The sequence below is a fragment of the Micromonospora pallida genome, from assembly GCF_900090325.1.
In the GTDB taxonomy this organism is placed as follows: domain Bacteria; phylum Actinomycetota; class Actinomycetes; order Mycobacteriales; family Micromonosporaceae; genus Micromonospora; species Micromonospora pallida.
Genome location: NZ_FMHW01000002.1, coordinates 5,071,876 through 5,092,226 on the forward strand (window position 1 = coordinate 5,071,876; position 20,351 = coordinate 5,092,226).

Annotated in this window: 16 protein-coding genes; 12 read left to right on the top strand and 4 right to left on the bottom strand. The window is 73.2% G+C overall.

What is annotated here, in order from left to right; all coding sequences use genetic code 11:
• Window positions 1-283: 283 nt before the first annotated feature.
• The gene (locus tag GA0074692_RS20960) at window positions 284-1,867 is read right to left on the bottom strand and encodes an acyl-CoA mutase large subunit family protein (RefSeq protein WP_091646881.1); all 1,584 of its coding nucleotides are present in this window, start codon (window positions 1,865-1,867) and stop codon (window positions 284-286) included.
• Window positions 1,868-2,074: 207 nt separating this feature from the next.
• Here GA0074692_RS20960 and GA0074692_RS20965 point away from each other — a divergent pair, with 207 nt between their 5' ends.
• Together GA0074692_RS20965 and GA0074692_RS20970 are read left to right on the top strand one after the other, a co-directional pair.
• Entirely contained in the window at window positions 2,075-4,273 is a 2,199-nt protein-coding gene (locus GA0074692_RS20965; protein WP_091646882.1) for a serine/threonine-protein kinase, read from the top strand.
• A gap of 69 nt (window positions 4,274-4,342) precedes the next feature.
• Window positions 4,343-6,016 carry a phospho-sugar mutase gene (locus GA0074692_RS20970; protein WP_091646883.1) on the top strand — a complete coding sequence of 558 codons (1,674 nt, stop codon included), beginning with the start codon at window positions 4,343-4,345 and terminating at the stop codon, window positions 6,014-6,016.
• A gap of 60 nt (window positions 6,017-6,076) precedes the next feature.
• Here GA0074692_RS20970 and GA0074692_RS20975 read toward each other — a convergent pair whose 3' ends face one another.
• A complete protein-coding gene (locus tag GA0074692_RS20975) occupies window positions 6,077-6,757 on the bottom strand; it encodes a GOLPH3/VPS74 family protein (protein ID WP_091646884.1) in 681 nt (226 codons plus the stop codon).
• A 92-nt stretch (window positions 6,758-6,849) separates the two neighbouring features.
• Window positions 6,850-7,482, bottom strand: a complete 633-nt coding sequence (gene upp / locus GA0074692_RS20980) for a uracil phosphoribosyltransferase (protein ID WP_091646885.1) — start codon at window positions 7,480-7,482, stop codon at window positions 6,850-6,852.
• 156 nt (window positions 7,483-7,638) lie between these two features.
• Here upp and deoC point away from each other — a divergent pair, with 156 nt between their 5' ends.
• From deoC to cydC, 9 genes are all read left to right on the top strand, one after another.
• Window positions 7,639-8,628, top strand: a complete 990-nt coding sequence (gene deoC, locus GA0074692_RS20985; protein WP_091646886.1) for a deoxyribose-phosphate aldolase — start codon at window positions 7,639-7,641, stop codon at window positions 8,626-8,628.
• Window positions 8,629-8,633: 5 nt separating this feature from the next.
• On the top strand, window positions 8,634-10,064 hold the full coding sequence (locus GA0074692_RS20990; RefSeq protein WP_091646887.1) for an aldehyde dehydrogenase family protein: 1,431 nt from the start codon (window positions 8,634-8,636) through the stop codon (window positions 10,062-10,064).
• Window positions 10,057-10,923, top strand: a complete 867-nt coding sequence (locus tag GA0074692_RS20995; protein WP_091646888.1) for an aldehyde dehydrogenase family protein — start codon at window positions 10,057-10,059, stop codon at window positions 10,921-10,923. Before GA0074692_RS20990 ends, GA0074692_RS20995 begins: the two co-directional genes overlap by 8 nt.
• Before the next feature lie 418 nt (window positions 10,924-11,341).
• Window positions 11,342-11,794 carry a BlaI/MecI/CopY family transcriptional regulator gene (locus tag GA0074692_RS21000; protein WP_245730398.1) on the top strand — a complete coding sequence of 151 codons (453 nt, stop codon included), beginning with the start codon at window positions 11,342-11,344 and terminating at the stop codon, window positions 11,792-11,794.
• A gap of 10 nt (window positions 11,795-11,804) precedes the next feature.
• Window positions 11,805-12,710, top strand: a complete 906-nt coding sequence (locus GA0074692_RS21005; RefSeq protein ID WP_091646889.1) for a M56 family metallopeptidase — start codon at window positions 11,805-11,807, stop codon at window positions 12,708-12,710.
• Window positions 12,711-12,912: 202 nt separating this feature from the next.
• Window positions 12,913-14,154, top strand: a complete 1,242-nt coding sequence (locus tag GA0074692_RS21010) for a cytochrome ubiquinol oxidase subunit I (RefSeq protein WP_245730399.1) — start codon at window positions 12,913-12,915, stop codon at window positions 14,152-14,154.
• Between the two features lie 10 nt (window positions 14,155-14,164).
• Window positions 14,165-15,169, top strand: coding sequence for a cytochrome d ubiquinol oxidase subunit II (locus tag GA0074692_RS21015; RefSeq protein WP_091646891.1), 1,005 nt, complete (start codon window positions 14,165-14,167; stop codon window positions 15,167-15,169).
• A gap of 7 nt (window positions 15,170-15,176) precedes the next feature.
• A complete protein-coding gene (gene cydD / locus GA0074692_RS21020; RefSeq protein ID WP_091646892.1) occupies window positions 15,177-16,925 on the top strand; it encodes a thiol reductant ABC exporter subunit CydD in 1,749 nt (582 codons plus the stop codon).
• Window positions 16,922-18,796 carry a thiol reductant ABC exporter subunit CydC gene (cydC, locus tag GA0074692_RS21025; RefSeq protein ID WP_091646893.1) on the top strand — a complete coding sequence of 625 codons (1,875 nt, stop codon included), beginning with the start codon at window positions 16,922-16,924 and terminating at the stop codon, window positions 18,794-18,796. The genes cydD and cydC overlap by 4 nt, the downstream gene beginning before the upstream one ends.
• A 140-nt stretch (window positions 18,797-18,936) precedes the next feature.
• Here cydC and GA0074692_RS21030 read toward each other — a convergent pair whose 3' ends face one another.
• Window positions 18,937-19,278 carry a PadR family transcriptional regulator gene (locus GA0074692_RS21030; RefSeq protein WP_091646894.1) on the bottom strand — a complete coding sequence of 114 codons (342 nt, stop codon included), beginning with the start codon at window positions 19,276-19,278 and terminating at the stop codon, window positions 18,937-18,939.
• Between the two features lie 117 nt (window positions 19,279-19,395).
• Between GA0074692_RS21030 and GA0074692_RS21035 the strand changes: the two genes are divergently transcribed.
• A complete protein-coding gene (locus tag GA0074692_RS21035) occupies window positions 19,396-20,343 on the top strand; it encodes a DNA primase (protein WP_091653851.1) in 948 nt (315 codons plus the stop codon).
• The last annotated feature ends 8 nt before the right edge of the window (window positions 20,344-20,351 follow it).

Here is a 20,351-nt window from a genome sequence, read left to right on the forward strand (position 1 = left end):
TTGGTCCGTCCGGTTACGATCGGCTCGGACAACCACCCGACACCGAGACGTCCCGGCATCCGGGAGGACCGGGCCCGGGGAAAACACCGACACTGCCACGCCCCGCCCGGGACTCCCCGCACAGCCTGTCCGTCGCGGACCCACCAAATACCCGTCGGCCCACCCCGCACACGCCTGGACGGGCGCGGGGTGGGCCGAGACAGTCAGAAACAGTCGGAACCGGCCAGCACCGGCCAGCGTGGCCCAGGAACGACCAGTGGCGGCCAGAAAACGGCCAGCGCGGTCAGAAACGGTCGCTGGGCCGGTACGTCCCCCAGACCTCGCGGAGCGTCCCGCAGACCTCGCCGACCGTGGCCCGGGCCCGCAGCGCCGTACGCATCGGGTAGAGCACGTTCTCCGTACCCTCGGCGGCGGCGCGCAGGTCGGCGAGGGAGCGCTCGACGGCGGCCGCGTCCCGCGAGCGGCGCAGCGTCCCCAGCCGCTCGGCCTGGGCCGCCTCGATCGCCGGGTCCACCCGCAGCGGCTCGTACGGCTCCTCCTCGTCGACGGCGAACCGGTTGAGGCCGACCACCACCCGCTCGCCGGAGTCGATCTCCTGCGCCATCCGGTACGCCGACTGCTCGATCTCCCGCTTCTGGAACCCGGTCTCGATCGCGTCCACCACCGAACCGTGGTCGGCGACCCGGGTCATCAACTCGTCGACGGCCGCCTCGATCTCGTCGGTCATCGCCTCCACCACGTACGAGCCGGCGAAGGGGTCGACGGTGGCGGTCAGGTCGGTCTCGTACGCCAGCACCTGCTGGGTACGCAGCGCGAGCCGGGCGGCCTTCTCGGTGGGCAGCGCGATGGCCTCGTCGAAGCTGTTGGTGTGCAGCGACTGGGTGCCGCCGAGCACCGCGCCGAGCCCCTGGATCGCCACCCGGACCAGGTTGACCTCGGGCTGCTGGGCGGTGAGCTGCACCCCGGCGGTCTGGGTGTGGAAGCGCAACATCATCGACTTCGGGTTGGTGGCGCCGAACTCGTCGCGCATCAGCCGTGCCCAGATCCGCCGAGCGGCGCGGAACTTGGCGACCTCCTCGAGCAGGGTCGTCCGGGCCACGAAGAAGAACGACAGCCGGGGGGCGAAGTCGTCCACGGCCAGCCCGGCGGCGAGCGCGGCCCGCACGTACTCCACCCCGTTGGCCAGGGTGAACGCAATCTCCTGCACGGGCGTCGCGCCGGCCTCGGCCATGTGGTAGCCGGAGATGGAGATGGTGTTCCACTTCGGCACCTCCTTGCGGCAGTACGCGAAGGTGTCGGCGACCAGCCGCAGCGAGGGCTTCGGCGGGAAGATGTACGTGCCCCGGGCGATGTACTCCTTGAGGATGTCGTTCTGGATGGTGCCGTTGAGGGCCGCCCCGGCGACCCCGTTCTCCTCGGCGACGAGCTGGTAGAGCAGGAGCAGCACCGAGCCGGGCGCGTTGATCGTCATCGAGGTGGAGACCTTGTCCAGCGGGATGCCGTCGAACAGCGTCCGCATGTCCTCGATCGAGTCGATCGCCACCCCGACCTTGCCGACCTCGCCGTGCGCGATCGGGTCGTCGGAGTCGTAGCCCATCTGGGTGGGCAGGTCGAAGGCGACCGAGAGGCCCATCGTGCCGGCCCGCAGGAGCTGGTGGTAGCGGGCGTTGGACTCGGCGGCGGTGCCGAAGCCGGCGTACTGCCGCATCGTCCAGGGCCGCGAGGTGTACATCGTGGGGTACACACCCCGGGCGTACGGGAACTCGCCCGGCCCGCCGAGGCGGGCTGCCAGGTCCTCGGGAAGGTCCGCCGTCGTGTAGACGTCCTTGATCGGGAAGCCCGACTCGCTCGACCGCCGTTCGCTCATCCCCGGATGGTAGGACGCACCGCTCGACGCGGGGATGAGGGATTGCGCACACCTCGCTGGACGAGCCCGGACGGACGGCTTCCGGACCAGCACGTATGGTCGTCACTGAAAGAACGCCCGCCGCGTCGGCTTTCGCATCGGGTGTCGGACCCCGCAAGATAGGGGGGTTGTGTCCCAGCCCCCTCGATTTACTCCGGTGGCTTTTCTGTGACTCAGATCCCGACGTGGAGCGGCGGACCGGCCAGTCCCCCCAACGGGCGCGCAGCCTCTGGCACCACCATCGGTGGTCGCTACGAGCTGCGTTCTCCGGTGGGCAATGGCGGCATGGGCACGGTCTGGCGGGCCACAGACACACTTCTCCGACGTGACGTGGCGGTCAAGGAGGTCGTCCTCCCGCCGGGCCTGGCGCCCAGCGACCGCGACGCGATGTACGAACGCACACTCCGCGAGGCACGCGCCGCCGCGGCCATCCAGCACCCGGCCGTGGTGCAGGTCTACGACGTGGTCACCGAGGGCGGCCGGCCGTGGATCGTGATGGAGCTGCTCGACGCGCGCAGCCTCGCCGACATGGTGATCGAGGACGGACCGCTCGCCGCGCGTGCGGTCGCCAAGATCGGCATCGCGCTGCTCGGCGCGCTCGAGGTCGCGCACGCGCTCAGCGTGCTGCACCGGGACGTGAAGCCGGCCAACGTGCTGATCTGCACCGACGGCCGCTGCGTGCTCACCGACTTCGGCGTCGCCCGGATGCCCACCGACGTCCAGCTCACCACCCCGGGGATGGTGCTCGGCTCACCGCACTTCATCTCCCCCGAGCGGGCGATGGGGCAGGACTTCGGCCCGCCGAGCGACCTGTTCTCGCTGGGCGTGACCCTCTACACCGCGGTCGAGGGGCGGCCCCCCTTCGACAAGGGCGACCCGATCGAGACGATGCACTCGGTGGTCGAGGACGAGCCGGCCCCACCGACCCGCAGCGGACCGCTGACCCGGGTGCTGATGGGCTTGCTGGAGAAGGACCCGGCCCGCCGCTTCGACGTGCACACCTCCCGGGCCATGCTGCGCGAGCTGCTCGCCGGCCCGCTGGCGAGCAACGCGGCGGCGGTCAACTCGGTCACCGACCCGTACGCGGTGGTGCCGGTACAGCGCCCGGCCACGCCGCCCCCGACCCCGGTCCAGGCCGAGGAGGCGAAGCCGACCGGCCAGATCGGCGGCCGGGCGATGCTCGCGCCCGGGGAGTCGCTGACCGACCGGCTCGCCGCGCTGCGACGGGGTGAGGAGCCGAAGACGGCCACCCCGGCGTCGGCGGCGAAGGCCGCCCTGGAGGACACCAGTGCGGACGCCCTCGCCGGCCCGCTGCACACCCCGACCGGCGCGATGCCCCCACCCACCGCCCGCGTCGAGCGGCCGGGCACCACCTACGGCGCCCGTGCCGAGGCCGCGCCACCGGCCGCCGGGGCCACCGGGTCGGGGTTCCGGGAGGACACCTCGCCGACGGTCAACCTCGGCCGCACCGCCGGGGCCAAGAGCGGCTTCGGCGCCGACCCGACCGTCGCCCTCGGCCGGCAGCCGGAGACGCCCCGCCCGGTGACCTACGGCCGTCCGGCGGACGCCACCCAGCAGGTGCCGGCCGGTGGTATGCCAGCGGACCCCCAGCGCTCCGGATTTCCGTACGGGACCACGTACGGCGCGCCGGCCGGCAACCAGTGGTCGGTGCCGGGCACCGGTCAGCCGTGGGCCGTACCGGCCGCCACCGGCCCGGTACCCGCCGGCAACGGCGGTGGCGGAGGCGGCGTCGGGCGGGTGCTGGCGCAGGTCCGGAACCTGCCGCGCAAGGTCCAGCTCGCTGCCGCCGGTGGGCTGGCCGTGGTGCTGCTGATCGCCCTGGTCGCCGTGTTCGGCGGTGGCGACCCGGAACCGCCGGCCACCCCGCAGGCCCAGCCGAGCGCCTCCGCGTCGGCCGCGCCCAGCCTGGAGATGCAGGAACACTCCGGGCGGGGGATCTCCATGCTGGTGCCCAAGGGCTGGACGCGCGCCAGCGGCGGCAGCTACACCGACTACACCGACCCCGAGGACAGCGGCCGGCGGGTCCGCATCATCATCGAGCCGTTCCGCACCAGCTCGCTGCGCTGGGCGGAGGTCGCCGCGAACGGGCTGCGTACCCGGGACTCCTGCGCCAAGCCGTACAACCAGCTCGCCCTGGACGAGCAGGAGCTGGCCGGCAAGCCGGCCGCCCAGCTCGAGTACACCTGCGGCGAGGGCGACGGCATGCGGCACGGGATGTGGCGCGGCGTCGTGCACGACGGCAAGGCGTACTCCTTCTACCTGACCGCCAACGACTCCCGCTTCGCCGAGAGCAAGCCGATCTTCGACGAGATGGTGAAGTCGTTCCAACTGACCGACGCCGGCTGACCTCGGATCGAGACCGGCCTCGACCGATCCGACCCGCCGTGGTGATCCGCCGCCGTGCTATCAAGAGGCATGGCGGCGGATCCCACTGACAGCATCGACGACCTTCGTGAGCGCGCCCGGCGCTGGCTCGACGACGACCCCGACCCGGCCGACCGCGAGGAACTCCAGGCCGTGCTCGACCGGCTCCCGGAGAGCGGCCCGGAGCTGGCCGACCGGTTCGCCGGGCCACTGACCTTCGGCACCGCCGGGTTGCGCGGTCCGCTGCGCGCCGGCCCGAACGGGATGAACCTCGCGGTGGTCACCCAGGCCGCGGCCGGGCTGGTCGCCTGGCTCGCCGCCCAGGACGCCACCGGCCCCCTGGTGATCGGGTACGACGCCCGGCGCGGCTCGAAGGAGTTCGCCGAACGCACCGCCGAGGTCGCCACCGGGGCGGGCCGCGCCGCGATGCTGCTGCCCCGGCCGCTGCCCACCCCCGTGCTCGCGTACGCGGTGCGCCACCTCGAGGCGGCGGCCGGGGTGATGGTCACGGCCAGCCACAACCCGCCGGAGGACAACGGCTACAAGGTCTACCTGGGGGCGCAGCTCGGCGGGACGACCGGTGCGGGCGCGCAGATCGTGCCGCCCGCCGACCGGGAGATCGAGGCGGCGATCCGCGCGGTCGGCCCGCTGGCCGAGGTGCCGCTCGGCCCGCCCGGTCAGGTGCTCGGCGACGACCTGACCGTCGAGTACGTCAGGCAGGCGGTGGCGGTGATCGACCCGGACGGCCCGCGGGGCCTGAAGGTCGCGTACACGCCCCTGCACGGGGTGGGCGCGGCGGTGCTCACCGCCACGTTCAGCAAAGCCGGTTTCGGGGTGCCCGGGGTGGTGCCCGAGCAGGCCGAGCCGGACGGCACCTTCCCGACCGTCTCCTTCCCCAACCCGGAGGAACCGGGTGCGGTGGACCGGCTGGTCGCGCTCGCCGGATCGATCCGGGCGGACCTCGCCATCGCCAACGACCCGGACGCCGACCGGTGTGCCGTGGTCGTCCCGGACCCGTCGGCCGGTGGGTGGCGGATGTTGCGCGGGGACGAGGTCGGGGTGCTCCTCGCCGACCATCTCATGCGTCGGGGCGTCCGCGGCCTGTACGCCACCACGATCGTGTCGTCCGCGCTGCTGCGGGCCATGTGCACGGCCCGCGACCTGCCGTACGACGAGACGCTGACCGGATTCAAGTGGATCGTCCGGGCCGGCGGCGGCGCCGAGCCGCTGGTCTTCGGGTACGAGGAGGCGCTCGGCTACTGCGTCGCGCCGGAGCACGTCCGGGACAAGGACGGCATCACCGCCGCGCTGACCGTCGCCGAACTGGCCGCCGACCTGAAGGCCCGGGGCCGGACCCTCACCGACCGGCTGGACGAACTGGCGGCCGAGTTCGGCGTGCACCACACCGACCAGTACTCCGTCCGAGTGACCGACCTGCGGCTGATCGCCGACGCGATGGCCCGGGTCCGGGCCGCCACCCCGACCGCGCTGCTCGGCCGGTCGGTCACCGAGACACGGGACCTGCTGCCCGAGGCGGACGTGGTCATCCTGCGTACCGACACCGCCCGGGTGGTAATCCGTCCCTCCGGCACCGAGCCGAAGCTGAAGGCGTACCTGGAGGTGGTGGAGCCGGTGGTCGACGGCGACGTGGCGGCGGCGCGGGGCCGGGCCACCGAGGCGGTCGCCGCCCTCCGCACCGAGATCGCCACCGTGCTCGGCCTGTAGGCGCGAGGAAGGCCCCTCCCTGTCGACGGAGCGACAGGGAGGGCCCCACCTTACAGCTGACTAACCGCGACGTGGGCCGAGCGCCTGGTCGACGGCCTGGCCGAGGGCGGCGATGACCAGCGCCACCGAGGGGCGTACGACGGAGTCCTCCAGGCCGACGGTGCCGGAGAAACCGGCCCCGCCGGCGATCTCCTCCAGCCGGCGGTGGGCACTGGCGGCGTCCCCGGTCAGCCGGAGGGCCGGCTCCATCCGGACCGCCGAGACCAGGGTGGCCAGGGCGGCGGTCCGCTCGTCCGGCACCGGACCACCGGTGAGCGCCTCGGCAAGCCGTCGCCGGGTGTCCTGCTCCACCGACGGGTCGACCATCGGGTAGCGGTGGACGTGGATGAAACCGAGCTCGGTCTCGTCGACGTCCCGCACCACGCCGCGCCCGCAGAGATCCCCGAGGATCCGGTCGCGCAGGCCGTGGCGGAGCCGCTGCACCCAGGAGGAGGGACTGCGAGGGGCGTCGTCGGCGACGATCCGGGCGAGCACGTCGTCGACGATCGGCTCACCGGTCGGGGAGGGATCGGCCACCACCAGGAGGCCGTCGGAGTAGGCGATCCGGCCGGCGAGGGCGAGTTCCACCAGGACCGCGGCGGCCATACCGAGATCCAGGCTGATCCGCGGCATCGTCGCCTTGCCGGTTTCGTCGTCGTAGGCGAGGAGCAGCAGCTCTTCGGCAAGCGCAACACCAGTCATGGCCGGAGACGGTAGCGGGTGGAAGCCGCCTCCCGCACCCGTCTCCCCCGGGCCGTCGCCCGAACCCCCGTTCCGGGCGACGAAACCCCTGTTCAGAAGCGCGGCATACCGCCGAACTGCCGGTCACCGGCGTCCCCGAGACCGGGCACGATGAACATCTGGTCGTTCAGCCCCTCGTCGATCGAGGCGGTCACCAGGCGCAGCGGCAGGCCGGACTGCTCCAGCCGGGCGATGCCGGCCGGCGCGGCCAGCACGCAGAGCACGGTGATGTCGGTGCAGCCCCGGTCGGCGAGCAGCCGGCAGCAGTGCTCCAGCGAACCGCCGGTGGCGAGCATCGGGTCGAGGACCAGCACCGGCAGCCCGGCCAGGTCGCGCGGAAGCGACTCCATGTACGCGCGGGGCTCGTACGTCTCCTCGTCGCGGGCCAGTCCGACGAAGCCCATCGAGGACTCCGGCAGCAGACCGAGCGCGGCGTCGGCCATCCCGAGACCGGCCCGGAGCACCGGCACCAGCAGCGGCGGGTTGGCTAGGCGGGTGCCCTCGGTGTCGGTGACCGGCGTGCTCACCGGGTACTTCTCCACCGGGAAGAAGCGCGCGGCCTCGTACACCAGCATGGTGGTGAGTTCGTGCAGCGCCGCCCGGAACGACGAGGAGTCGGTGCGGGCGTCGCGCATCGCGGTGAGCCGCGACTGGGCGAGCGGATGGTCGATCACGTGTACGTCCACGATCGTCCAACCTACCGAACGCGCCCCGCGCGGGCAGCCGGCCGGCGGGACCGCCACCAGCACTTTCGCCAGCCTGACCCGGCCCCTTGCCCACCCCGACCCTGACCGGGCACGTGATGAGGATCACCGATGTCCCGGGTGCGTAGACTTCCCGGCATGACGGCGACAGCGACGTCGGCCCGGTCGGACCTCTCCGAGCTGGGACGATCCGAGACCGCTCTGCGGACCTTCCTACACGGCCTGCCGGGCGTGGACCAGGTCGGCGCGGAGCAGCGGGCGGCCCAGCTCGGCACCCGCTCCATCAAGACCACGGCCAAGGCCCAGGCGATCGACCTGGCGATCCGGATGGTCGACCTGACCACCCTCGAAGGGGCGGACACCCCCGGCAAGGTACGGGCACTGGCCGCCAAGGCACTGCGTCCCGACCCGGCCGACCCGTCCTGCCCGCACGTCGGCGCGGTCTGCGTCTACCCGGCGATGGTCCCGTACGTGGCCGAGGTGCTGCGGGGCAGCAAGGTGCACCTGGCGAGCGTGGCGACGGCGTTCCCGTCCGGGCAGGCCCCGCTGGAGATCAAGCTCGCCGACACCCGGGCCGCCGTCGCGGCCGGTGCGGACGAGATCGACATGGTGATCAGCCGGGGTGACTTCCTCGCCGGCCGGTACCGGGCCGTCTACGACGAGATCGTCGCCATCAAGGAAGCCTGCGGCGGCGCCGATGCCGGTCGCCAGGGGCGACCGCGAGCCCACCTCAAGGTCATCCTGGAGACCGGTGAGCTGGCCACCTACGACAACGTCCGGCGGGCCTCCTGGCTGGCGATGCTGGCCGGCGCCGACTTCATCAAGACCTCGACCGGCAAGGTGCCGTCGGCGGCCACCCTGCCGGTGACGCTGGTGATGCTGGAGGCGGTCCGCGACTTCCGGGCCGCGACCGGACGACAGGTCGGCGTGAAGCCGGCCGGCGGCATCAAGACCTCGAAGGACGCCATCAAGTACCTGGTGATGGTCAACGAGACGGTCGGCCCGGACTGGCTCGACCCGGACTGGTTCCGGTTCGGCGCGTCCAGCCTCCTCAACGACCTGCTGATGCAGCGCACCAAGCTGACGACCGGCGTCTACTCCGGTCCCGACTACTTCACCCTGGACTAGGAGCGATGTTCGAATACGCACCCGCCCCCGAGTCCCGCTCGGTGGTGGACATCAAGGCCTCGTACGGGCTCTTCGTCGACGGCGAGTTCGTCGACCCGACCGACGGCGGCAGCTTCAAGTCGATCAACCCGGCCTCCGAGGAGGTCCTGGCCGAGGTCGCCGAGGGCGGCGCGGCGGACGTGGACCGCGCGGTCCTCGCCGCGCGGAAGGCGTACGAGAAGGTCTGGGGTCCGATGCCGGGCCGGGACCGGGCCAAGTACCTGTTCCGGATCGCCCGGATCATCCAGGAACGCTCCCGTGAGCTGGCGGTGCTGGAGTCGCTGGACAACGGCAAGCCGATCAAGGAGTCGCGGGACGTCGACCTACCGCTGGTCGCCGCGCACTTCTTCTACTACGCCGGCTGGGCCGACAAGCTGCCGTACGCCGGCTTCGGATCGAACCCGCAGCCGCTCGGGGTGGCCGCCCAGGTCATCCCGTGGAACTTCCCGCTGCTCATGCTGGCCTGGAAGATCGCCCCGGCGCTGGCCGCCGGCAACACGGTGGTGCTGAAGCCGGCCGAGACCACCCCGCTGAGCGCGCTGTTCTTCGCCGAGATCTGCCAGCAGGCCGACCTGCCGCCCGGCGTGGTCAACATCGTCACCGGGGCCGGCGAGACCGGCCGCGCGCTGGTCGAGCACCCGGGCACCGACAAGGTCGCCTTCACCGGCTCGACCGATGTCGGCCGGGCCATCGCCCGCGCGGTCGCCGGCACCCGCAAGAAGCTCACCCTCGAGCTGGGCGGCAAGGCGGCGAACATCGTCTTCGACGACGCCCCGGTCGACCAGGCGGTCGAGGGGATCGTCAACGGCATCTTCTTCAACCAGGGGCACGTCTGCTGCGCCGGCTCGCGGCTGCTGCTCCAGGAGTCGGTCGCCGAGCCGGTGCTGGAGTCGCTGAAGCGGCGGATGGCCCAGCTCCGCGTCGGTGACCCGCTGGACAAGAACACCGACATCGGCGCGATCAACTCGGCCGCCCAGCTCGCCCGGATCACCGAGCTGTCCGAGGCCGGCGCCGCTGAGGGCGCCGAGCGCTGGTCGCCCGCGTGCGAGCTGCCCGAACGGGGCTTCTGGTTCGCCCCGACGATCTTCACCGGGGTCACCCAGGCGCACCGGATCGCCCGGGAGGAGATCTTCGGCCCGGTGCTCTCCGTGCTGACCTTCCGTACCCCGGCCGAGGCCGTCGAGAAGGCCAACAACACGCCGTACGGGCTGTCGGCCGGGATCTGGACGGAGAAGGGCTCCCGCATCCTGTGGATGGCCGACCGGCTGCGCGCCGGGGTGGTCTGGGCCAACACGTTCAACAAGTTCGACCCGACCTCGCCGTTCGGCGGCTACAAGGAGTCGGGCTACGGCCGCGAGGGCGGCCGGCACGGGCTGGAGGCGTACCTCAATGTCTGACAGGTCGGGTGCGAAGGCCAAGGCGAAGCCGCCAGCGCCGCAGCGGGTCGAGGTACGCAAGACGTACAAGCTCTTCATCGGCGGGAAGTTCCCCCGCAGCGAGTCGGGACGGTCGTATCCGGTGCAGAACGCCAATGTCGCCCTCTCCTCCCGCAAGGACGTCCGGGACGCGGTGGTCGCCGCCCGCGCCGCGGTGAAGGGCTGGTCGGGTGCGACCGCCTACAACCGGGGGCAGATCCTCTACCGGGTCGCCGAGATGCTGGAGGGGCGGCGCGAGCAGTTCGTCGCGCTCGGCGTGCCGGGCGACGAGGTGGACGCGGCCACCGACCGCTGGGTCTGGTACGCCGGCTGGTCCGACAAGCTCCCCCAGGTGTACGGCGGCGCGAACCCGGTCGCCGGGCCGTACTTCAACCTCTCCGCGCCGGAGCCGACCGGCGTGGTCGGCGTGGTGGCCCCGGAGCGGCCCGCGCTGCTCGGCCTGGTCAGCGTGATCGCCCCGGCGATCGTCACCGGCAACACGGTGGTGGTGCTCGCCTCGCCGACCGAGCCGCTGGCCGCGATCACCCTGGCCGAGGTGCTCGCCACCTCCGACCTGCCCGGCGGCGTGGTCAACCTGCTCACCGGCCGGGTCACCGAGACCGCCCCGCCGCTCGCCGGTCACATGGACGTCAACGCCCTCGACCTGACCGGCGTCACCGACGCCGAACTGGCGAAGGAGCTGGAGGTCAAGGCCGCGGAGAACCTGAAGCGGGTGCTCCGGCCCGCCCCCGCCCCGCACGACTGGACGGCCGACCCGGGCCTGACCAGGATGACGTCCCTGCTGGAGACGAAGACGGTCTGGCACCCGAAGGGCGTCTGACCTTCATCCCGTAGGGAAGAGTGGCCTCCGCACCGCGGACGGCCACTCTTCCCGCTTCCGGCCTCCCGCAGAGCGGCAACCCCCGATTGCCCTGGCCAGTGGACGAGTGGGGCTGCTCTACCCTCCTGGCGTGATCAACCCCTTCCCGACCACCGAGAGCCGTGCGGCGCGGATCGCGCTGAGCCTTGTGGCCCTCGCGCTCGCCACCGCCGGCACGGCCTTCGGCGCCCCACCCCGATCGCCCCACCGAACCGCCCCGCCGGTTCAGCGGGGCGCTCGTGGTCACGGGCGTCGTCGGCTGGGCGATCGGCACGCCGCTCCTCGCCATGCTGCTGCTCTACCGGCTGTTCGACTCGGCGATCGGGTAGCTGCCCGGTGGCCTCCGCCGGCACCTACTACGGAGGGTAGGATTGGGGGCGTGACTCGGCTGGGGGACCTTGAGCGTGCGGTGATGGACGTGCTGTGGGACGGCACGTCCGGCGACACCGGGAGCGGGGCGACCGTACGCGAGGTGGCCGACGCGCTGGCCGGCCGCGAGCTGGCGTACACCACGGTGATGACCGTGCTGGACCGGCTCGCCGGCAAGGGCATGGTGCAGCGCGAGCGGGAGGGTCGGGCCTGGCGGTACCGGGCCGCCGCCAGCCGCGAGGCGCACATCGCCCAGCTCATGCTCGACGCGCTCGACCTCGGCGGCAGCCGCGACGCGGCACTGGTGCGCTTCGCCCGGTCGGTCACCGGCACGGAGGCGGACGTGCTCCGGGCCGCGCTGAACACGCAGGCGTCGCGATCGGCGGGCCCGGGTCAGGAGCCCGCCCGCCAGACCGACGCGACACGGCAGCCGGTCCCGGTCGACGAGGGTCCGGACCGGTAGGGCGGCGGCCGTGGCGTACGCCCTGCACTTCGCCGTGACGGTGCTGACCTGTTGGCTGACCGCCCAGGTGCTCGCCGCAGCCGCCTGGCCCGGGCGCAGCCCTCGGGTGGCGATCCTCTGCTGGCAGGGGGTCGGACTGGCGCTCGGGCTCTCCGCGATGGGCGTGCCGATCGCCCTCGGGCTGGCCCCCTACGACCTGCCGACCGGCAGTGCGCTGCTCGCGCTCGCCGACGACCTGATCCACGACCGCCTGCCGCCCGGTCTCGGGGTGCTCCACCTGGCCGGCGTCGGCATCGGGTTCGGCATCGGCACCATGCTGCTCACCACCACCGCGCGCAGCATCCTCGGCACGGTCCGCGCCCAGCGCCGGCACCGGGAACTGCTCACCCTGGTCGCCCGGGACGACCCGGCCGCCCCGGGCGCGCTGGTGCTCGACCACCCGTGCGCCGCGGCGTACTGCCTGCCCGGAATGCGCCCCCAGGTGGTGGTCAGCGCGGGCACCCTCGACCTGCTGGATCGCACTGAGCTGGCCGCCGTGCTCGCCCACGAGCAGGCGCACGCCCGGGAGCGGCACGACCTCGTGCTGCTGCCGTTCACCGCGCTGTGCCGGGCGCTGCCGTGGTTCGGCTGGGTCCGCGCCGCACACGAGCGGGTGGCGCTGCTGGTCGAGATGCGCGCCGACGACAAGGCCCGTCAGGCGCACGCCGAGGCCCCGCTGGCCGGCGCGCTCCGCCGGTTCGCCGCCGCCGGCAACCGGATCACCCCGGCCGGGGCGCTCGGCCTCGGTGACCGCGATCTCGACCTGCGGGTCCACCGGCTGATGGTGCGGGAGCGGCCGCCCCGGCTGCTCGGGGCCGGGGTGCTCGCCCTGACCACCACCCTGGCCGCGTTGCCGATCTCGCTCTTCCTGAGCTGATTCCGCCCTGCCCCGACCGCACCAGGTGGCCACCGCTCCGGTCGGCCTCGTTCCGGAATCGATGGACAGATGTCGACCCACCGAGCGAGACACGCTATGGTCCTACCCCACGTAGTGACCAGGTGGATGAGTAGGGTAACTACCTGTAGGCTGCCGGCAAAAAGCTACTCCCTCAATAGGAGAGCCGGCCATGGACCCATTGATGTTGGCGCGCCTGCAGTTCGCCACCACGACCTCGATCCACTTCCTCTTCGTCCTCGTGACGCTCGGCCTGATCACACTGCTCGTCTATCTCCAGACGGCCTGGGTGATCACCAAGAAACCGATCTACGAGCGGATGACCCGCTTCTGGGGCACGCTCTACGTCATCAACTACGTCCTCGGCATCGCTGCCGGCGTGGTGCTGGAGTTCCAGTTCGGACTCAACTGGAGCGGCCTGTCGAAGTACGTCGGCAACGTCTTCGGTGCCCCCCTGGCTATCGAGACGCTGGCCGCGTTCTTCCTGGAATCCACCTTCCTCGGGATGTGGATCTTCGGCTGGCACCGGCTGCGTCGGGGCGTCCACCTGGCGCTGCTCTGGGGCGTCGCGCTGACCGCGTACGTCTCGGCTTTCTGGATCATGGCGGGCAACGCCTGGATGCAGAACCCGGTTGGGTACGAGATGCGCGACGGCATCGCCCACCTCACCGACTTCTCCGCCCTGGTGACCAACCCCGCCTTCACCATGGCCTTCGTGCACGCCACGCTCGCCGCCCTGGTCACCGGGGGCATCCTGATGGCCTCGATCAGCTCCTGGCACCTGATCCGGCGCACTGCGGACTACGAACTCTTCCGCAAGTCGCTGCGGACCGGCCTGGTCACCGCTGCGGTCGCCGTCGGCCCGCTGCTGCACTTCGGCTTCATCCAGGCCGCCGACATGGCCCCGCTCCAGCCGAGCAAGTACGGCACCCCGGAGCAGAAGGAGGCCAAGATCGCCGAATGGACCGCGGCGTTCGGCCCGGGCGACTACGAGCCTCCACTGGCCGCCCTGCACAGCCTCAGCTTCATGTTCATCATCGGCTTCATCCTGGTGCTGATCTGCCTGCAGTTCCTGCTGCTCCCCAAGGACCTGCTGATCCGGCTCCGCTTCCCGCTCTGGATCCTGCTGTTCGCCCTGCCGCTGCCCTTCATCGCGGCGATCCTCGGCTGGCTCGCCCGGGAGATCGGTCGCCAGCCCTGGGCGGTGTACGGACTGCTCCGGGTGGAGGACGCGGTCTCGCCGGTCAGCGGCGGGGTGATGTTCGCCTCGTTCCTCGGCTTCACCCTGGTGCTCGCCGCCCTCGCCATCACGAACTGGGTGCTGATCGCCAAGCACGCCGCCCGGGGCGCACACGACGACCTCGCGCTCGGCCGACCGCCCGAGCAGCAGTCCGCCGACGACCGTCCCGACCCCGCCTTCGTCTGAGGAGCTGACCGTGGAACTCGCCTGGTACGCCCTCCTGGGCTTCTTCTTCGCCGCCTACCTTGTGCTCGGCGGCCTCGACTACGGGACCGGCCTGCTGCTCACCCGGACCGGTGACCCGACCGCCCGGCGCGGCATGCTCAACGCGGTCGGCCCGTTCTTCCTCGGCAACGAGGTATGGCTGATCGCCACCATCGGCATCCTCTTCGGGGCGTTCCCGATCATGGAGGGGGAACTCCTCTCCGGCCTCTACCCGGCCTTCGCCGGGGCGCTCCTCGGCGTGATCCTGGTCACCGCAGCGGTGCAGTTGCGCAGCCGGCCGGCGAGCCGGTGGGCCCGTGCCGCCTGGGACCAGGTGATCATCGTCGGCTCCGCGCTCGCCGCGCTGGGCTGGGGCGCGGTGCTCGCCGGAATGCTCCAGGGCGTCCCGTTGAACGCCGAGGGCACGGTGGTCGGTATCAGCCACCTCTTCACCCCGTTCGCGCTGGTCGCCGCAGTGACCATGGTGGCGCTGGTGGTCGTGCACGGCGCGGCCTTCCTGGCCCTGCGGCTGCCCGCCGACGAGGCCGCGCCGGTCGCCGCGCTGGGTCGCAAGCTGGTGCCGGTCGCCCTCGCCGCGAGCGTCGTGACCACCGTCGTGGGCCTGCTCTCCGACCGGGTACGCGACGCGGCGCAGCAGCCCGTCGCCGCGATCGCCCTGCCCGTACTGCTGGTGGTGGCCCTGGCGGTGGCGCTGGTCGGTTTCGGCCGCCGCCCCGGCCTGGCCTTCACCGCCACCAGCGTGGCGCTGGCGCTGCCGGTGCTGCTGGTCGGGGCGACCCTCTGGCCCAACGCGCTGTACTCCACCATCGACCCGGCGGCCAGCCTGACCGTGGCCGACGCGGCGGCCAGCGGACCGACCCTGCGCCTGTTGGGCTGGCTGACGGTGCCGCTCGTGCCGGCCCTACTAGGCTTCCAGGTGATGTTGTGGTGGGTCTTCCGCGGACGGACCGACGGCAGGGCACCGGTGTACTGGTGATGCACCGGTGAACCGTCGTCCCTTCGACCCGCGTCTGCTGCGCCGGGTTCCCGCAGTCCGGCGGCACCTCGCCGTGCTCGGTGGGCTCGGCGTGCTCACCGCGCTCCTGGTCGTGGCCCAGGCCACCGCGCTGGCCGTCCTCCTCGCCACCGCCTTCGACGGGCGGCTGCACCGGGGGGCGCTGGCCGGTCTCGTCGCGGCGGTCGCCGCGCGGGCAGCGGTGGTCTGGGCCCAGGGCACGGTGGCGGCGCGGGCCGCGGCGACGGTCAAGGCCACCCTCCGCGCCGACCTGCTCGGCGCGGTGGGGCGGCACGGGCCGGGCTGGGTGGCCGGGCAGCGGGCCGGGCAGCTCGCCACCCTGGCCGGGCGTGGGCTGGACGCCCTGGACGCCTACTTCACCGGCTACCTCCCCCAGCTCGTGCTGAGCGTCACCGTGCCGGTCGCGGTGCTGGCCCGGCTGGTCCTCGCCGACTGGAGTTCGGCGCTGATCATCCTGGTCACGCTGCCACTGATCCCGATCTTCGGCGCGCTGCTCGGTTGGCAGGCGCAGGTCGCCACGGAACGGCAGTGGCGTCGGCTGGCCCGCCTCGGCGGGCACTTCCTGGACATGGTGGCCGGGCTGGCCACGCTGCGCGCCTTCGGCCGCTCCCGGGCCCAGGTGGACGTGGTGCGGCGGATGGCCGACCGGCACCGGGTCGCCACCATGCGCACCCTGCGCATCGCCTTCCTCTCCGGGCTGGTGCTGGAACTGGTCGCCACCCTCTCGGTGGCGCTGGTCGCCGTCCCGGTGGGCATACGGCTGCTCGGTGGCGGGCTCACCCTCACCACCGCGCTGCTGGTGCTCCTGCTCACGCCCGAGGCGTACCTCCCCCTCCGGGCGGCCGGCGCCCGGTTCCACGCCAGCATGGAGGGGCTGAGCGCCCTCAACGACGCCTTCGCCGTACTGGAGGGGGCGGACGGCCGGCCGGCGGCAGCACCCAAGGCTGAGGTGCCTGCACCCCCCGGCGCTGAGGTGCCTGCAGGGGTCCCCTGTTCGACAAAAAGCGGTAACAGGGGACCCCTGCTACCACCCCAGCCGGGTGAGATCCGGTTCGAAGCGGTCACCGTGGCGTACGAGCGGACCACTGCGCTGCGGGACGTCACGCTGACCATCCGCCCCGGCGAGCGGATCGCCGTCGTCGGACCGAGCGGGGCCGGCAAGAGCACCCTGCTCGGCCTCCTGCTGGGTTTCGTCACCCCGACCAGCGGCCGGGTCACCGTGGCCGGCGTCGACCTGGCCACCGTCGACCTGGACGACTGGCGGCGGCGGCTGGCCTGGGTGCCGCAGCGGGCCCACCTGTTCGCCACCACCCTGGCCGACAACATCCGCCTCGGCGCGCCGGAGACCCGCCCGGAGGCGCTCGCCGCCGCGGTCCGGGCCGCCGCGCTGGACGAGGTGGTCGCCGCCCTGCCCGACGGGCTGGAGACCCGGCTCGGCGAACGCGGACACGGCCTCTCCAGCGGCCAGCGACAGCGGGTGGCCCTGGCCCGGGCGTTCCTGCGGGACGCCCCGGTCGTGCTCCTCGACGAGCCGACCGCCCGCCTCGACACCGCCTCGGAGGCCGTGGTGCTGGACGCGACCCGTCGACTCGTCGCGGGGCGTACCGCCCTGCTGGTGGCGCACCGTCCGGCGCTGCTCGCCGACGCCGACCGCATCCTGCGGGTGGTCGACGGGCGGGTCACCGAGCTGACCCGGACCGGGGAGGTGGTCGGATGAGCCGGCCGGACGCCGGGCCGCCGCCCGAGCCCGCCACGACGACGAACGGGCCGGGAAGGACCGACAGGCCCGCCGCGCCTACGGACGAAGCGGGGACGACGGCGCAGTCGGGGACGCCGGAACGGGGCCGCCTGGACGCGGAACGGACCGTCCTGCGGCTGGCCCGACCGTACCTGCGCCGGCTGCTCGGCGCGGGACTGCTCGCCACCGCCACCGAACTCGCCGCCCTGGCCCTGATGGCGACCGCCACCTGGCTGCTGATGAGTGCCGCCGGCCGACCGCCGCTGGACCGGCTGACCGTGGCGATCGTCGCGGTGCGGGCGCTCGCGATCGGTCGGGGCGTGCTCCGCTACACCGAACGGCTCACCGGGCACGACGCCGTGCTCCGGATCGTCACCGACCTGCGGGCCCGGGTCTTCGCCACCCTGGCCGCCCGCCGGTCCACCGCTGGCCAGCGTTCCGGAGACGCCCTGAGTCGGCTGGTCTCCGACGTGGACACCGTCCAGGACCTGCTGCTGCGGGTGCTCGTACCGGGGGCTGCGGCGGCCACCGTGAGCGTGCTCGCGGTGGTCGGGGCGGCGCTGGTGTCCCCGGCGGCGGCCGTCCCGCTCGCGGTCGGGCTGCTGCTGACCGGGGTCGCGCTGCCGTTGCTGGCCGCCGTGCTGACCCGCCGGGGCGCCGCCGAGGTGGCACCGCTGCGCGGCGCGCTCGCCTCGGACGCGGTGGACCTGACCCACGGGGCCGCCGACCTGGCTGCCTTCGGGGCGACCGGAGCGGCCCTGCGGGCGGCGACCGAGCGGGCCGACCGGCTCGCCCGACTGGAACGCCGGCTCGCCGCCACCGGTTTCGCCGTGGACGCCCTCGGGGTGCTGATCGCCGGGGTGACCAGCGCGGCGGTGGTGGTCGCGGCGCTGCGCGCCGATGTCTCCGGGGTCATGGTGGGCGTCCTCGCGGTCGGCACGCTCGCCGCCGCGGAGGTGACGTCGGCGCTGATCGGGGCCGCCCGGCAGTGGACCGGGCTGCGGGCCGGACTGACCCGGGTCACCGCGCTGCTGACCGCGCCGACCGACGCCCCGTCGACCGGGGACCGGCCGGTGACCGCCGCCGCCGGGCACCACGTCCGCCTCGACGGGGTGGTCGTCCGCTACCGGGAGGGGGCCCCGCCCGCCCTGGACGGGGTGGACCTCGACCTGCCCGCCGGGCGGCGGGTCGCCGTCGTCGGGCCGAGCGGGGCGGGCAAGAGCACCCTGGCGGCCGTACTCACCGGCGCGGTGCCGCCGGACCGGGGCCGGGTGACCCTGGACGGCGTCGAGCTGTCCGCGTACCGGTCGGAGGAGCTGCCCCGGGCGATCGGCGGGCTGCTCGCCGAGGCGCACGTCTTCCACGCCACCGTCCGGGAGAACCTCCTCCTCGGCCGGGGCGGGGCCGACGACGCGGCGCTCGACGCGGCTGCCCGGGCGGCCGGGCTGCTCGACTGGGTACGCGACCAGCCGGAACGGTGGGACACGGTGGTCGGCGAGGACGGCGGGCAGCTCTCCGGCGGGCAGCGGCAGCGCCTGGCGCTGGCCCGGGCGTTGTTGGCCGCGCCGGGTCTGCTGGTGCTGGACGAGCCGACCGAGGGGCTCGACCCGACCGCCGCTGACGACGTGCTCGCCTCGACCCTGGCCGCCGTCCCGGCCGACCATTCGGTGCTGCTGATCAGTCACCGGCTCAGCGGCCTCGACGGCTTCGACGAGGTCGTCGTGCTGGACGCCGGCCAGGTGGCCCAGCGGGGCCGCCACGACGAGCTGGTGGCGGCACCCGGCTGGTACTGCGACCAGTGGCTGATCCAGGTGGCGGCCGAGCAGGGCTACCTGGCCCTGGCCCCCTGACCGACCGGCCCGCCGGGACGATCGCGGCGACGCGCGGACGGTGGACCGTCAGCGTGGACAAGCACGGCAGCGCGGACCGTCGGCGTGGACAAGCACGGCAGCGTGGACGGCGGCCGGGCGGGCCGGGCGGGTCAGGCGGGTCAGGCGGTCACCGGTGGATGCGCGTCCGGGCCGAGGAACCGCCCCACGGTGGAGCTGAACTCACGCCAGCCGGCCCGCTCGCCGGCCAGTGCCCGACGCCCCGCGTCGGTGAGCTGGTACGTGCGCCGTTCCCGCCCGTTGACCGTGTGCCAGGAGCTGGCCACGTATCCGGCGCGTTCCAGCCGCCGCAGCGCCGGGTAGGTCGTGCCGGTGGGCAGGTCCAGGTTGCCGCTGCTGCGGACCCGGAGCGCCTCGATGATCGCGTATCCGTGCAATGCGCCCTCCTCGAGCACCGCCAGAAGCAGGGCGTCGAGGTGTCCGTGCAGCGTCTGGCCCTTCACATCGCAACACGCTACTGACTGTCCGGGACGCCGCCAACGGGGTGCGGGCACCGGTCCTTGAGGATCGCCCACTAGGGTATGTGCGCAGAGTCACCCGACGGCACGGACTTCCGCCGGGTGGGCAGCCCGAAGCACACGGAGGTCAGCGTGGCCCGCCAGTCGCCCCAACGGCCCGACGCCGACGAGCCCCAGCTCGACGAAGCGACCGCAGCGACCGAGTCGGAGGAGGCCGGCGACACCGCCGCCAGCGCCGACGAACCGGACCGGTCGCTCTGGGAGAAGCTGCGGATCGACCCGGTGGAGATCGCGCTGCCGGCCGGTTCCGGCTTCACGCTGCGGGCGTACCGGCCGGCGCGGGAACTCACCCCCACCGACGTCGCCGAGCGGGACGCCGACGACCCGTTCCTGGCGCGCGGCCGGGAGGTCGTCGAGGAGGACGACGACGACGAGACCGTGGTGATCCTCGACGAGGACCTGGCGGAGGAGTTCGCCGAGGCCGACGAGGAGAAGCAGGCCGCCCGGAAGGACGGCAAGGCCGAGGCGGACGACGAGGACGCCGGCGACGAGGACGCCGGCGACGAGGAGGTGCCCGCCTTCCTCAGCCACCGGGGTCGGCTGCTGCTGTTCAAGACGCCGGAGGCGCTGGTCAGCTTCGTCCGTTCCGGCGCGCCGAACGACCTGTCCGAACTGGACGGTTGGACGGAGCTGTCCGAACGGGTGGAACCGGCGGACATCGCCCCGCTCGACGAGGACACCTACGAACTCGACCTCGTGGTGGAGAACCTGCGCGGCGGGCACGACACCTGGGACCCGACCCTGCTCATCGAGGCCGGCGAGGTCGCCCGTGACCTGGCGTACGCGCTGCGGCTGCCGGCGGTGCTCGACATGCTCTCCGCCGGATCCAGCCTGGACGACCTCGACGAGGCCCTGCGCGCCACGGTCGGCGGCGGCATCGGCGGTTTCATGGGTCGCCGGCGGCTGAAGAAGATCGGCGCGCAGACCGCCAGTCTGGGGTGGCGGACCATTGTCGGAAAGATCTCTGCGGTCGTGGACTGGCGCGACTGAGCCATAGC

What these genes read in the sequence shown, in the direction of transcription:
- deoC (WP_091646886.1), top strand. Translation starts at nt 7,639, where the DNA reads ATGACGGCGACAGCGACGTCGGCCCGGTCGGACCTCTCCGAGCTGGGA.
- cydC (WP_091646893.1), top strand. Translation starts at nt 16,922, where the DNA reads ATGAGCCGGCCGGACGCCGGGCCGCCGCCCGAGCCCGCCACGACGACG.
- GA0074692_RS20990 (WP_091646887.1), top strand. Translation starts at nt 8,634, where the DNA reads ATGTTCGAATACGCACCCGCCCCCGAGTCCCGCTCGGTGGTGGACATC.
- GA0074692_RS20995 (WP_091646888.1), top strand. Translation starts at nt 10,057, where the DNA reads ATGTCTGACAGGTCGGGTGCGAAGGCCAAGGCGAAGCCGCCAGCGCCG.
- GA0074692_RS20975 (WP_091646884.1), bottom strand. Translation starts at nt 6,757, where the DNA reads ATGACTGGTGTTGCGCTTGCCGAAGAGCTGCTGCTCCTCGCCTACGAC.
- GA0074692_RS21010 (WP_245730399.1), top strand. Translation starts at nt 12,913, where the DNA reads ATGTTGGCGCGCCTGCAGTTCGCCACCACGACCTCGATCCACTTCCTC.
- GA0074692_RS20970 (WP_091646883.1), top strand. Translation starts at nt 4,343, where the DNA reads ATGGCGGCGGATCCCACTGACAGCATCGACGACCTTCGTGAGCGCGCC.
- GA0074692_RS20960 (WP_091646881.1), bottom strand. Translation starts at nt 1,867, where the DNA reads ATGAGCGAACGGCGGTCGAGCGAGTCGGGCTTCCCGATCAAGGACGTC.